Consider the following 13,594-nt stretch of genomic DNA (forward strand, 5'->3'; position numbering starts at 1 on the left):
AAATGTACGAACCGGTTAGTTTTATGGGCGATTATCGAACAGAATGGCAATCAGCGAATTGACGATTTTTTAGCCACTGCGCACCATCGACAGCACATTGAGTCCCGCTTCTGTTGAGCGGCCTCGGTTAACCAAGACCCTGAACACACCATAAAAATTTCAAAAAAACGGGTACTTCCTCATGCCTTCGCAAACTCCCGCTGCGGCCGTGCGCCACAGCAATCCCCATAGCGGCATCGGCGACAAAATCCGTGGCGCCATGGCTGTCGGTAAAACCCGCTGGGGCATGCTGGCCCTGGTGTTTTTCGCCACTACTCTGAACTACATCGACCGCGCCGCCCTCGGCGTGATGCAACCGATCCTGGCCAAGGAAATGAGCTGGACGGCGATGGACTACGCCAACATCAACTTCTGGTTCCAGGTGGGTTACGCCATCGGCTTTGTGCTGCAGGGCCGGTTGATCGACCGGGTCGGCGTCAAGCGCGTGTTCTTCTGCGCGGTGCTGCTGTGGAGCCTGGCCACCGGCGCCCACGGCCTGGCCACCTCGGCGGTGGGCTTTATGGTGTGCCGGTTTATCCTCGGGCTCACCGAAGCCGCCAACTACCCGGCCTGCGTCAAGACCACCCGCCTGTGGTTCCCGGCCGGCGAGCGTGCGGTGGCCACCGGGATCTTCAACGCCGGCACCAACGTCGGCGCAATGATGACGCCGATGCTGCTGCCGTTGATTCTCCATGTGTGGGGCTGGCAGGCCGCGTTCCTGTGCATGTCGGCACTGGGCGCCATCTGGCTGGTGTTCTGGGGTTTGAAGTACTACAACCCCGAAGACCATCCGAGCGTGAAGCAATCGGAACTGGACTACGTGCAGCAGGAAGTCGAGCCGGAACAACCCCGCGTGCCGTTCAGCCGCATCCTGCGCATGCGCGGCACCTGGGCCTTCGCCCTCGCCTACTCGATGACCGCGCCGGTGTTCTGGTTCTACCTGTACTGGCTGCCGCCGTTCCTGAACCAGCAATACAACCTGGGCATCAACGTGACCCAGATGGGCATCCCGCTGATCATCATTTACCTGACGGCGGACTTCGGCAGCATTGGCGGCGGGATTCTGTCTTCGTTCCTGATCGGCCGTGGGATGAATCCGATCAAGGCGCGGCTGTTGTCGATGCTGCTGTTCGCCTGCTGCATCGTCGGGGTAATCATGGCGGCCGGTTCCAGCCAGCTGTGGGTCGCGGTGTTTGCCATCTCCCTGGCCATTGGCGCGCACCAGGCCTGGACCGCCAACATCTGGAGCCTGGTGATGGACTACACGCCCAAGCACATGATGAGTACGGTGTTTGGCTTTGGCGGCATGTGCGCGGCCATCGGCGGGATGTTCATGACCCAGATCGTCGGCCATATCCTGACCGTGACCAACAACAACTACACCGTGCTTTTCACCCTGATTCCGGCGATGTACTTCATCGCGCTGATCTGGATGTACTTCATGGCCCCCCGCAAGATTCCGACCGTCGAGGCCTGAGTTTCCTACCTGCGCCGCTGCTGCCAGGCAGCGGCCAACCCGCTCAGGCATATCACCCCGATGCCAACCACCGTGGTCAGGTCCGGGGTGTGGTTGAACACCAGCCAGCCCAACAACCCCGCAAACACGATCTGGCAATAGCCGAACGGCGCCAGCAGTGCTGGCGCTGCGAAGCGGAAGGCCTGGGTCAGCATCAAGTGCGCGGTCATCCCGCAGGTGCCCAGCGCCAGCATCAACACCCCGTGCCACAGGCTCGGCACCTGCCAGAAGAACGGCACCAGTGCACTCATCACCAAGGTGTTGCACAGCCCGGCGAAGAAGTTGCTGGTGGTGGGTGTGTCGTACTTGCTGAGGATGCGGGTGAGCAGTTGGTAGAAGCAGAAGAACAGCGCCGACGTCAGCGGCAGCAACACCGCCGGGGTGAACAGTTCGCCGCCCGGATGCACGATGATCAGCACCCCGATAAACCCGCAAATCACCGCCAGCCATTGGCCGCGGGTCACGTGTTCGCCCAGCAGCGGCACCGACAACGCGGTGACCAGGATCGGCGCAAGAAAGTTGACCGCCGTGGCCTCGGCCAACGGGATAAAGTGCAGCGCCGCCGTGAAGAACAGGCTGGTGCCCAGCAGGCACAAGGCCCGTGCCACTTGCAGCAGCGGCCGCTTGCTGCGCAGCACCCGCAAGCCTGACTGCGGCAGGAAAATCCCGGCCATCAACAGCGTGTGCACCAGGTAACGGGCCCACACCACCATCACGATCGGGTAAAACCCGGCCAGGTATTTGGACAGCGCGTCGTGGCTGGAAAACAGAAAGGTCGCCACCACAATCAGCAAAATGCCTTTGAGTGGGTGGTTGACGCCGGAAAGTGGGGTGCTGAGGGTCATTGCATTCTCTTGTGTGGCAGGCTGAAATGACCGCCGCATACCGCGGCATAATCTAGAACGTGTGACGCGCCTCGCTCAAGAGCATAACCAAACACTGTTCGAACAGCGCACTAAATTGCGGTTTTCCAGTCCAACGCTCCACGCCCACCCGCCCATTGCGCGTTTTTTAACCAAGGCCTTCTCACCATGAAAAAAACCCTGTTGATGCTTTCGACCCTGGCGCTGCTCAGCGCCTGCGATAAACAAGCCGAGACGGCCAAAGCGCCTGCCCCGCCGTCGGTGCAAGCGACGCTGGTACCGGAAGTACTGCCCACCGACAAATGGGTCGGCAAGTGGATTGGCGTCGAAGGCCTCAACCTGACCATCGCCAAGGACGACAGCATCGGCCGCGGCCACTATGTGCTGACCATGAAATACGGCCTGGATGACGATGATTCCGGCACCTTCAAGGGCCAGGCGTCTGAAGACGGCATCACATTTGAACGCCCGGACGGCCCACAGATCCTGAGCGCCGGTGACGGCGAAGCCACGGGCCTCAAATGGCTGGCCGACAAGAAGGACTGCCTGATCGTCGACACCGGCGAAGGTTATTGCCGCGACTGACACAAGCTTCATACAGGCCGGACGACACAGCGTTTAGCATCGTCAGACAGCCGGACTGGCGCCAACCCTACACACCAACAACACTGAGCTGCAGGTTCAACAAGAGGATTGCCACATGCTATGGAAAAAAGGCCGACGCAGCGACAACGTGGTGGACGCCCGCGATGACAGTGGCGGCGGTGGCGGTGGCATGCGCTTTGGTGGCGGCAAGGGCCTGAGCCTGACGGCCATCGTGCTGATCGTCGGCATCGGCTGGCTGACCGGCCAGGACCCGATGCAGATCCTTGGGCAACTCAGCGGCCAGCTTACCGAGCAAGCGCCCTCCGTCAGCCCGCAAACCCGCCAGGCACCACCGGCCAATGATGAACAGGCCGACTTCGTGCGCGCCGTGCTCGGTGACACCGAAGACACCTGGGCCCAGGTGTTCCAGGAAAACGGCCTGACCTACAAGAACCCCAAATTGATTCTGTTCCGTGGCCGGGTGAACTCCGCGTGCGGTGGCGCCACGTCCGCCAGCGGGCCGTTCTATTGCCCGGCCGACCAGCAGGTGTACCTGGACCTGGATTTCTTCCGGGAAATGTCCCAGCGCTTCAAGGCCGCCGGTGATTTCGCCCAGGCCTACGTGATCGCGCATGAAGTCGGACACCACGTTCAGACGCTGCTGGGCATCTCGGCGAAAATTCAGGCAGCCCGCCAGCAAGGCCGGCAGATGCAGGGCGACGGCGGCCTGCTGGTGCGCCAGGAGCTGCAAGCCGACTGCTTCGCCGGGGTGTGGGCCAACCGCGCGCAAAAACGCCTGAACTGGCTGGAGCCCGGCGACATTGAAGAAGCACTGAACGCGGCCAACGCCATTGGCGATGACCGCTTGCAGCAACAGGGCCAGGGCCGCGTGGTGCCTGACTCGTTTACCCACGGCACCTCGGCACAGCGGGTTCGCTGGTTCAAGACCGGCTTCGCCCAGGGCCAGATCACTCAATGCGACACCTTTACCGCCAAGAGCCTTTAAATGAATAAACGACTGGGTCTGCTGTTAGGTTTGTTGATCACCTGTTCCACCCCCACCTGGGCCGCCGAGCATGGCGTCAAGGAAGTCAGCCCCGATCGTTTCCACCTGGATGCCGGCGACCTGAGCGTCGGCTTGAGCCAGGACTGGCGCCAGCCACTGCCGCAAGTCACCCGAGCGCTGATCATCGTGCATGGCCGTTTGCGCAACGCGATGACCTACCTGGACAGCGGCGAAAAAGCCGCCGAAGCCGCCGGACAAAATGCCAACACCCTGGTGATTGCGCCGCAGTTCCTCAACCAGACCGACCTCAAGCGCAACCAGATCGACAGCCAGACCCTGCGCTGGAACAGCAACGACTGGATGGCCGGCGAGCCGTCCACCGGCCCGGGCCAGATCAGCTCCTACGGCGCGCTGGACCAGATCATCAAGCACCTGGGCAACCGTAAGCTGTTCCCGAACCTGAAGGAAATCGTGGTGGCCGGCCATTCCGGCGGCGGCCAGGTGGTGCAGCGTTTTGCCCTGACCGGGCATGATCACCCGCTGCTGCAAACCGAAGGCATCAGCTTGCGCTATGTGGTGGCGAACCCGTCGTCCTACGCGTACTTCAGCCCGCAGCGTCCGGTGAAGTTCGATGTGGCCAGTTGCCCGGGTTTCAACGACTGGAAGTACGGCATGCAAAACCTGCCGGCCTACGCCAAGGGGCAAAGTGCCGAGCAGCTTGAGCAGGCGTATGTGTCGCGCAACGTCACCTACCTGCTGGGCCAGCAGGACACCGACCCGAATCACCCGGCGCTGGACAAGAGCTGCGGGGCTGAAACCCAGGGTGCCTATCGCCTGATTCGCGGGCACAACTATTTTGACTACCTCAAGCAGCGGCACCCGCAGTTGGGCCACAAGCTGGTTGAAGTGCCGGGGGTTGGGCATAACGGGGACAAGATGTTTACGTCGCCTGAAGGGCAGAAGGTGTTGTTTCAATAACCCCTGAAGAAACCGGATCCAAATGTGGGAGCTGGCTTGTGTGGGAGCTGGCTTGCCTGCGATAGCATCACCTCGGTCTAGCTGAAAGACCGAGGTGCCTGCATCGCGGGCAAGCCCGGCTCCCACACAAGCCGGCTCCCACAGTTGATCTTCATTGCCGGTGCTAAATCATCCGGCGCAACACCGCGCAATCCTCGGCATGCCAATCCGCCAGCTCCGGCCACGGGTTTTCCGGCAGATTGACCAGCACCGTCTTCGTGCCCGCCGCCCGCCCGCAATCCAGATCAAACCGGTAATCACCGACCATCACCATCGCTTGCGGCGCCACGTCCCAAGCCTCAGCCAGCTTCAGCAGCCCACCCGGATCAGGCTTTGGCGGCGCATCATCACGCCCCAACACATCCTCGACCGCAAAGCAGTCCGCCAGACCGATCGCCTGCAACGTCACATGGGCCAGCTCCCGCGCATTGCGCGTCAGGATGCCCAGGCGATAACCCCGCCCGGCCAATTCCCGCACCAACTCCACCGCACCGACAGCCGCCACCGAACCCAGCGCCAACTCACGCTCATGCGCAAGCAACCACGCGTGCTTGGCCGCGGCTTCATCGGCAGGCAACGCCGCCAGGTGGGTCAGAATGTCGTCGGTCGCCGGAATATCCAGCGCCACGCGAATCGCCGCAAAGTCATGCACGGCCACCGTCAGGGTGCCGTCCATGTCGAACACCCAGTGCTTCACATCGCCCAGGCTCATGCCCAGTCCTTGCGATGACGAATCAGGCCTTCCTGAGTCACCGACGCCACCAGTTGCCCGGCGCGGTTGTACACGCTGCCCCGGGAGAACCCACGGGAGTTGCCGGCCCACGGGCTGTCCATGGCGTAGAGCAACCAGTCATCGGCACGCAGGTCGGCGTGGAACCACAGCGCGTGGTCGAGGCTGGCGACCTGCATGTCTTTCTGCCAGACCGTCTTGCCATGGGGCAGCAGCGAGGTGGTCAGCAGGCCGAAGTCCGAGGCGTAGGCCAGCAGGTATTTGTGCAGCGCCGGCGAGTCGGCCAGGGCGCCATCGGCGCGAAACCACACGTACTTGACCGGGTCGGACGGCTGCGGGTTGTACGGGTCTTTCTCGGTGACCGGGCGTACTTCGATCGGCTTGGGGCACAGCAGCTTTTCGCGCATGTGCTCAGGGATAAGGTGCGCACGCTGCTGGGTCAGTTCCAGCTCCGACGGCAGGTTTTCCGGGCCGACCACCACGGGCATGGTGGTCTGGTGCTCGAAGCCTTCCTCGTCGTACTGGAACGAGGCGCTGCAGGTGAAAATCGGATTGCCCTTCTGGATCGCCGTCACCCGGCGCGTGCTGAAACTGCCGCCATCGCGCACCCGGTCCACCGAATACACCACCGGCAACGCCGCATCACCCGGGCGCAGGAAGTAACCGTGCAGCGAATGCACGTGGCGGGTTTCTTCAACGGTCTGGCTGGCCGCCGACAGCGACTGGCCCAATACCTGGCCGCCGAACAGCTGGCGAAAACCCAGGTCCTGGCTGCGGCCGCGAAAGAGGTTTTCCTCGATCGGCTCCAGGGTCAGCAGGTCCACCAGATCTTCCAACACTTGGCTCATAGAGCATCTCCTACAACAATCTATTGGGCATTCCGGGCTGCTTATCCGTGCAGCGTGTCCAACCATTGGGCGCGGGTGATGCGATACAACACATGATGCCGCACCGGGTCATCCGCTGCGACCTTGGGGTGCTCAAAATCTGCCAGGGGATCGTAATGCATACCGATGGCCTGCATGACTTTTTGTGATGGCAGATTGGCTTCAGTGGTAAACGAGACGATCTCATCCAGCTTCAGCCGGTCGAAACCGCAGCGCAGGGCCGTCCAGGCGGCTTCACTGGCGTAGCCCAGGCCCCAGTGTTCCTTGGCCAGGCGCCAGCCGATTTCCACCGCTGGGGTGAACGGGGCCTCGAAGTTCACATTCAACAGCCCGGTGAGGCCGATGAATTCGCCGCTGTCCTTGCGCTGCAAGGCCCACAGGCCAAAACCGTACTCGGCGAAATGGCCACGAATGCGCCCGATCAGCGCGGCGCTTTCCAGGCGACTCAAGGTGGCCGGGAAATAGCGCATCACCTGCGGGTCGGCGCACATGCGCGCAAACTCCGGCAAGTCGGCATCGCTCCATTGGCGCAGCACCAGGCGTGCGCTCTCCAATTCCAGTATCGGCTCCATTGATCCCCCTCCCTTGCCATGTGCGTGAGTGTAACGCGCTGTTAAGATCCGTCGCTGGTTCCCGTCAGAAATCGCCATGCCTTTGCCACTGATCTACCACGACGACTACAGCCCCGAGTTCCCGGCGGACCACCGCTTCCCCATGGATAAATTCCGCCTGTTGCGTGACCATTTGGTGGAGAGCGGCCTGACCCGGGACAGCCAGTTGCTGCGCCCGGAACTCTGCCCAGCCGAGATTCTGGCCCTGGCCCATGAACCTGGGTATATCGAACGCTACATGAGCGGCGAGTTGTCCCGCGAAGACCAACGGCGCCTGGGCCTGCCGTGGAGCGAAGCCCTGGCCCGGCGCACCGTGCGCGCGGTAGGCGGCTCGTTGCTGGCGGCCGAACAGGCGCTGGAACACGGCCTGGCCTGCCACCTGGCCGGCGGCACCCATCACGCCCACTACGATTACCCGGCCGGCTTCTGCATCTTCAATGACCTGGCGGTGATCAGCCATTACCTGCTGGCCAGCGGGCGGGTCAACCGCGTGCTGATCTTCGACTGCGACGTGCACCAGGGCGACGGCACCGCGCGCATCCTGCACGACACGCCGGACGCGATCACCGTGTCCCTGCACTGCGAAAAGAACTTCCCCGCCCGCAAGGCCGAAAGCGACTGGGACATCCCGCTGCCCATGGGCATGGGCGACGCGGATTACCTCAAGGTGGTGGACGATGCCCTCAACTACCTGCTGCCGCTGTATCAGCCCGACCTGGTGCTGTACGACGCCGGCGTGGATGTGCACAAGGACGACGCCCTCGGCTACCTGAAGCTGACAGACGCAGGCGTCGCCGCCCGCGATGAAAGCGTGATGCGCCACTGCCTGGGCCGCGATATTCCGGTGGTGGGCGTGATCGGCGGCGGCTACAGCAAGGACCGCCCGGCCCTCGCCCGTCGCCACGGGATCTTGCACCACAGTGCGCAACGGGTCTGGACGTCATCAGGTTGTCATTGAGTTATGCACGTTACCCACAATCGCTGTGGAACTGCCTGTGGATAACCTGAGTGAAAGCCACTGTAAGCCATAAGCCGCGTGGCCTGTAGGAAGCTGTACGTTTTTTGATCAGGCAGCAACGGCATCCTCGGGTAGAATGCTCGGCCTCCTTTGCCGAACCGCAGTTATCCCCATGTCCCAGACTCAAACCCCACCTCAACACGTCATCATCATCGGCGGCGGCCCGGCCGGGTTGATGGCCGCCGAAGTGTTGAGCCAGGCCGGCGTGCGCGTCGACCTGTACGACGGCATGCCGTCGGTGGGCCGCAAGTTCCTGCTGGCGGGCGTGGGCGGCATGAACATCACCCATTCCGAAGCTTACCCGGCATTCCTGTCGCGCTACGCCGAGCGGGCACCGTTTATGGCGCCGTTGCTGCGTCAGTTCGGTGCCGAAGCGTTGTGCGAATGGATACACGGGCTGGGGATTGAAACCTTTATCGGCAGTTCCGGGCGGGTGTTTCCGACCGACATGAAAGCCGCCCCGCTGCTGCGGGCCTGGCTCAAACGCCTGCGGGACCAGGGCGTAGTTATCCACACCCGCCATCGCTGGCTGGGCTGGAATGCCGACGGCAGCCTGCTTATCCACAGCCCCGAGGGCGACAACAGCGTGCGCGGTGATGCGGTGCTGCTGGCGCTGGGCGGCGGCAGCTGGTCGCGGTTGGGTTCGGATGGGGCGTGGCTGAAATTGCTGGAAGACCAAGGCGTGCCTTACGTGGCCCTGCAACCGAGCAACTGTGGCTTCGAAGTGTCGGCCTGGAGCGAATTGATGGTCAGCAAATTCGCCGGGGCGCCGTTGAAGAACGTCGCCATCGGGTTGGCGGACGATAAACCTCGGCTGGGTGAATGCGTGGTCACCGCCACGGGGATCGAAGGCAGCTTGATCTACGCGTTGTCGGCGCCGATTCGTGAGGCAATCAACCGGGATGGAACGGCCACGGTGCATATCGACCTGCTGCCAAGCAAGCCGCTGGACAAGGTGATTGCGGCGCTGAGCAAACCACGCGGGTCACGCTCGATGAGCAAGCATTTGCACAGTCAGTTGGGGTTGGATGGGGTGAAGGCGGCGCTGCTGCGGGAGCTGACGCTGGCTGAGCACTTCAGTGATCCGGCGCAGTTGGCGGTGGATATCAAGGCGCTGCCGCTGACGCTGGTGAAAACCCGGCCGATGGATGAAGCCATCAGTACGGCGGGCGGTGTGCCGTTTGAGGTGTTGGATGAACGCTTGATGCTCAAGCAATTGCCGGGGGTGTTTTGCGCAGGCGAGATGCTGGATTGGGAGGCACCTACCGGCGGGTATTTGCTGACGGGGTGTTTTGCCAGCGGGCGAGTGGCCGGGCGCGGAATTCTGGAGTGGTTGGCGGCGCCTTGAATTACGCCATCGCAGGCAAGCCAGCTCCCACATTTTGACTTGTGAACACATTCAAATGTGGGAGCCGGGCTTGCCCGCGATGAGGCCCGGCCAGTCAACGCAAGTTACTTCTTCTTACGCGGACCCGTATTAAACGCAGGCACCTTGCGCACCGGCTTGATCGACGGCTCCGCTACCGACACTTCACCACTTTCCACCCACTTGCCCAGGTTGCGCTTGCCGCCACCAGACGCCTTGGGTTTCTTCGGCTTTTTCGGCTTCTTCACCACCTGCCCGCTGGCATCGGTATCCGGCACGCGATGCTCAGGCTCGAAGTCCTGCTCCATCTTGCGGGTCAACGTCTGACGGGTCAGCATCTCGATGGCCGACAGCATGTTCACTTCGTCGGCACACACCAGGGAGATCGCCTCGCCGGTGTTGCCCGCACGCCCGGTACGGCCGATGCGGTGGATGTAATCCTCGGCCACGATAGGCAGGTCAAAGTTGACCACCAGCGGCAAGTCTTCGATATCCAGGCCACGGGCCGCCACGTCGGTGGCTACCAGAATCTGCACGTCGCTGCTCTTGAAGCGATCCAGCGCCCGCTGGCGTGTGGCTTGTGGCTTGTCGCCGTGGATCCCGTCGGCATTGATGCCCAGGCCCTGGAGTTTTTCCACCAGCGCGTCCACACCGTTACGGGTCTTGGCAAACACCAGCACCTGCTTCCAGCGGCCCTTGCGCATCAGGTGCACAAACAGCTCGGCCTTGCGCTTCTTGTCCACCGGCACCACCCATTGCTTGACGGTGTTGGCGGCGACGTTGCGCGGGCTGACTTCGACGGTCAGCGGGTCAATCAGCATCTGCCCGGCCAACTGGCGGATCTCGTCGGAGAAGGTCGCGGAGAACAGCAGGGTCTGGCGCTTTTTCGGCAGCATGCGGTAGATGTTCGCCAGTTCTTCGGAGAAGCCCAGGTCGAGCATGCGGTCGGCTTCGTCCAGCACCAGGGTTTGCAGCTGGTTGAGTTTCAGCGCGTTCTGGCGGAACAGGTCGATCAGGCGGCCAGGCGTGGCCACCAACACATCGACGCCTTTGCGCAGCTTCATCATCTGCGGGTTGATGCTCACGCCGCCGTACACAGCATAAGTGGTCAACGGCAGGTTTTGTGCGTACTCGGCGACGCTGGCGTGAACCTGCTCGGCCAGCTCGCGGGTCGGACACAGGATCAGCGCGCGTACCGAGTTGGCGGCGACTTTCGGCCCTTCCATGGTCAGCAGTTGCAGCAGCGGCACGGCGAAACCGGCGGTCTTGCCGGTGCCGGTCTGGGCTGCGGCCATCAGGTCGCGACCGGCCAGCACCGCCGGAATAGCTTGCGCCTGCACCGGCGTCGGGGTCTGGTAGCCAAGCGTCTCAAGGGCGCGCAGCAAGGGTTCGATCAGGCCAAGTGTGGCGAAAGTCATGGAAATACCGTAGGAAAAGTTCAGCGCAAGGTCGCAATGCGCGGCAGTTTACCTTATTTCCGGTTTCGGCTTTCGCCACTGTGGCAGGCTGATCAGCAGCACCGCGCTGATAATCACCAACATCGCCAGGGCTTCTTCCGTGCCGATGGTCTCGCCGACAAACACAATCCCGAGCAACACCGCCACCGCCGGGTTGACATAGGCATAACTGGTGGCCGCCGCCGGGCGCACGTGCTTGAGCAGGTACATATAGGCGTTGAAGGCGATGATCGAACCGAACACGGTCAAGTACGCCAGGGCCAGCCAGCCTTCCAGCGGCGGCATGGCTTGCAGGTGTTCACCGCTGACGGCACTGAGCACCAGCAGCACCGCGCCGGCAATCAGCATCTCCGCCGCGCTGGCCATGGCGCCTTGGGGCAGTGGCAAATGCTTGCTCCATACCGAACCAAAGGCCCAGGCCGCTGCGGCAAAAATCAGCAAGGCCGCACCGGTGGGGCTCGATTGCAGGTTGGAACCCATATTCAGCATGGCGATGCCGATAATTCCCAGCACCACCCCGGCCCATTCCAGACGGGTATTACGCGCGCCCCAGAAATATCCGCAGAGCAGGGTGAACAGCGGCACGGTCGCCACCGCCAACGCGGCCACGCCGGAAGCCACGCCCGTGTGCTCGGCCACACTGACCGCGCCGTTGCCGAAGGTCAGCAGCAAAATGCCGATCTTGGCGGCGGCCTTCCACTGCACCCAGGTCGGCGCCGGGGCCCCGCGCCAGCGCAGGAAGGCATACATCAGCGCGCCTGCCGTCATGAAGCGAATCCCCGCCAGCAACAGCGGCGGCCAGTACTCCACGCCAATGCGAATCACCAGGTAGGTAGACCCCCAGATCACGTACAACGCAAAAAAGGCAGCGATCAACGGTAAGGGAAAGCGACGTGGGCCAGGCATTGGGCAGCTCTGCGGCAGGACAAGGGAGCGTTATTTTAGAAATCCCCGACTGTAAACATAAGTTACAAAACCTGTTTAAAGCGCCAGTACACTTTTCAAAACACGGTTATCAAGGCTATAAACCGTGCTTTCGAAAGCCACGCATTCCCGGAGCCTTATCATGGACAAATACGACCGCATGCTTCTCAGCGCCCTGCTGGAAGACGGCCGCGCGTCCTACGCGCAATTGGCGCGCACGGTAAACCTCTCGGCGCCCGCCGTGGCCGAACGGGTGGCGAAGCTGGAAGCCAGCGGGGTGATTACCGGGTATCAGGCCAAGGTCGACCTGTCCAAGGTGGGGTTGCCGATTCAGTGCGTGATTGAGTTGCGGCTGACCAATCATGGGAGCCAGAAGGTGTACGACGCGCTGTCGGAGATTCCTGAACTGACTGAATGCCATCGGGTGACCGGGGATCCGTGCGTGATCATGCAGGCGGCGGTGGGCTCGATGCCGGAGCTGGAGAGTTTGATCAATCGGGTGGCGAAGTTCGGGTTCAGCAAGACCTCGATCATCTTGTCGAGCGCGATAGAGCGGCGGGTGCCGTTGGGGCAGTTGGAGGGGAATGGGAAGAATGGTGGGTGATCTATCGCCATCGCGGGCAAGCCCGGCTCCCACAGTTGACCTAGTTGCCCGAAATACACGCGACCAACTGTAGGAGCTGGCTTGCCTGCGATGGCGTAAGTCGACTCACTGATGCTGAACAATCAAGTCGACGATATCAACAAAAAGTTGAATGACTTTTTCGCTGATCTAAATTCGCGTGAGGTTACTTTCCATTTCCTTCCTCATACACCTACTTTTTAAGGGCCAGCAAGACTGATCCCTTTCATTTGCAGGACCTTTCCTAGAAAATCCCACGGCCTTGTTTCGGCCGGACCAGGTAGCTAGTCTCGCTCGGTCATCGAACAATCGGTGACCGGACGTGCAAGTCCGACCAACGGGAAATGCGTAAATGCCTTATGGCAGCTGTGCGCGGGAGATCTTCGGATCTGCCGGGCTTATTCCGTCCCGGTCTTGCACACCCGCGTACTGCTGCCACCTTCATTCGCGTGCAAGCGAACAGGTGCAGCTTCTTACCTTACGGAGTAGCTAAACCATGGTCAAAGTCACCCCCGATCCACCAGAGTTTCGCAGCGACAGCCCCCTCACCCGCCGCGCCATCGATTACTACCTCAAAGCCTCCGCCCCGGACGGCGCGCCCTTCGTGCTCAACGACAACATGAGCTTCGAAGATGCCCTGGCACGAGCGGCCGACTTGCTGCATTGCGCAGTAGCAACCGCACAGATACCCGGCGAGCCCATGAACGGGCAGCAGCGGGCGGTGATGCATTTGGTGGAGATGGCGAAGGTGGTGGTGGATCGGTCGCTGGACTGCCTACAGCCTCGATAAATTGCGACTTCTGTGGCGAGGGAGCTTGCTCCCGCTGGAGTGCGAAGCGCTCCCAAAGCATGCACAGCGGTGTATCTGATGTAACGCCGACTGCAGGTGTTGGGGCTGCTGCGCAGCCCAGCGGGAGCAAGCTCCCTCGCCACAGAAGCGCGTCATCACTTGG

Annotated in this window: 14 protein-coding genes; 8 read left to right on the forward strand and 6 right to left on the reverse strand. The window is 62.0% G+C overall.

Annotation, left to right across the window (positions count from 1 at the left end; translation table 11 throughout):
- Positions 1 to 181 precede the first annotated feature (181 nt).
- Entirely contained in the window at positions 182 to 1,516 is a 1,335-nt protein-coding gene (locus V3W39_RS27570) for an MFS transporter (RefSeq protein WP_177043337.1), read from the forward strand.
- 5 nt (positions 1,517 to 1,521) lie between these two features.
- Here V3W39_RS27570 and V3W39_RS27575 read toward each other — a convergent pair whose 3' ends face one another.
- Positions 1,522 to 2,400: a DMT family transporter gene (locus V3W39_RS27575; RefSeq protein WP_003215531.1), complete on the reverse strand. Its 879-nt coding sequence runs from the start codon at positions 2,398 to 2,400 to the stop codon at positions 1,522 to 1,524.
- A 186-nt stretch (positions 2,401 to 2,586) separates the two neighbouring features.
- On the opposite strand from V3W39_RS27575, the gene V3W39_RS27580 reads away from it, so the two are divergent.
- The 3 genes from V3W39_RS27580 (at position 2,587) to V3W39_RS27590 (ending at position 4,987) form a co-directional block, all read left to right on the forward strand.
- Positions 2,587 to 3,003, forward strand: coding sequence for a hypothetical protein (locus tag V3W39_RS27580; protein ID WP_177043336.1), 417 nt, complete (start codon positions 2,587 to 2,589; stop codon positions 3,001 to 3,003).
- 115 nt (positions 3,004 to 3,118) lie between these two features.
- Complete coding sequence (ypfJ, locus tag V3W39_RS27585) at positions 3,119 to 4,009, forward strand: KPN_02809 family neutral zinc metallopeptidase (RefSeq protein WP_003215526.1); 891 nt, start codon at positions 3,119 to 3,121, stop codon at positions 4,007 to 4,009.
- Positions 4,010 to 4,987, forward strand: coding sequence for an alpha/beta hydrolase (locus V3W39_RS27590; protein ID WP_177078004.1), 978 nt, complete (start codon positions 4,010 to 4,012; stop codon positions 4,985 to 4,987). It abuts the gene before it with no gap.
- A 163-nt stretch (positions 4,988 to 5,150) separates the two neighbouring features.
- Here the strand turns inward: V3W39_RS27590 and V3W39_RS27595 are convergent, their stop codons facing one another.
- From V3W39_RS27595 to V3W39_RS27605, 3 genes are read right to left on the reverse strand one after another with little or no spacing between them, the layout of a single operon-like run.
- Entirely contained in the window at positions 5,151 to 5,738 is a 588-nt protein-coding gene (locus V3W39_RS27595; protein WP_177078006.1) for an HAD family hydrolase, read from the reverse strand.
- Complete coding sequence (tesB, locus tag V3W39_RS27600) at positions 5,735 to 6,604, reverse strand: acyl-CoA thioesterase II (RefSeq protein ID WP_010174840.1); 870 nt, start codon at positions 6,602 to 6,604, stop codon at positions 5,735 to 5,737. Before tesB ends, V3W39_RS27595 begins: the two co-directional genes overlap by 4 nt.
- A gap of 41 nt (positions 6,605 to 6,645) precedes the next feature.
- Positions 6,646 to 7,215: a GNAT family N-acetyltransferase gene (locus V3W39_RS27605; RefSeq protein WP_177043333.1), complete on the reverse strand. Its 570-nt coding sequence runs from the start codon at positions 7,213 to 7,215 to the stop codon at positions 6,646 to 6,648.
- 76 nt (positions 7,216 to 7,291) lie between these two features.
- Here V3W39_RS27605 and V3W39_RS27610 point away from each other — a divergent pair, with 76 nt between their 5' ends.
- Both V3W39_RS27610 and V3W39_RS27615 read left to right on the forward strand, forming a co-directional pair.
- A complete protein-coding gene (locus V3W39_RS27610) occupies positions 7,292 to 8,212 on the forward strand; it encodes a histone deacetylase family protein (protein WP_177043332.1) in 921 nt (306 codons plus the stop codon).
- Between the two features lie 172 nt (positions 8,213 to 8,384).
- Positions 8,385 to 9,620, forward strand: coding sequence for a TIGR03862 family flavoprotein (locus tag V3W39_RS27615; RefSeq protein WP_330213761.1), 1,236 nt, complete (start codon positions 8,385 to 8,387; stop codon positions 9,618 to 9,620).
- Between the two features lie 104 nt (positions 9,621 to 9,724).
- Here the strand turns inward: V3W39_RS27615 and V3W39_RS27620 are convergent, their stop codons facing one another.
- The gene (locus V3W39_RS27620) at positions 9,725 to 11,056 is read right to left on the reverse strand and encodes a DEAD/DEAH box helicase (RefSeq protein ID WP_177043330.1); all 1,332 of its coding nucleotides are present in this window, start codon (positions 11,054 to 11,056) and stop codon (positions 9,725 to 9,727) included.
- Between the two features lie 48 nt (positions 11,057 to 11,104).
- Positions 11,105 to 12,001, reverse strand: a complete 897-nt coding sequence (gene yedA, locus V3W39_RS27625; protein ID WP_177113515.1) for a drug/metabolite exporter YedA — start codon at positions 11,999 to 12,001, stop codon at positions 11,105 to 11,107.
- A gap of 160 nt (positions 12,002 to 12,161) precedes the next feature.
- Here yedA and V3W39_RS27630 point away from each other — a divergent pair, with 160 nt between their 5' ends.
- Both V3W39_RS27630 and V3W39_RS27635 read left to right on the forward strand, forming a co-directional pair.
- Positions 12,162 to 12,623: an Lrp/AsnC family transcriptional regulator gene (locus tag V3W39_RS27630; protein WP_177043328.1), complete on the forward strand. Its 462-nt coding sequence runs from the start codon at positions 12,162 to 12,164 to the stop codon at positions 12,621 to 12,623.
- Positions 12,624 to 13,137: 514 nt separating this feature from the next.
- Positions 13,138 to 13,431 carry a DUF6124 family protein gene (locus V3W39_RS27635; RefSeq protein ID WP_177078010.1) on the forward strand — a complete coding sequence of 98 codons (294 nt, stop codon included), beginning with the start codon at positions 13,138 to 13,140 and terminating at the stop codon, positions 13,429 to 13,431.
- Positions 13,432 to 13,594 lie beyond the last annotated feature (163 nt).

This window comes from Pseudomonas sp. Z18(2022) (assembly GCF_036346535.1).
GTDB classification, from domain to species: Bacteria; Pseudomonadota; Gammaproteobacteria; order Pseudomonadales; family Pseudomonadaceae; genus Aquipseudomonas; species Aquipseudomonas yamanorum_A.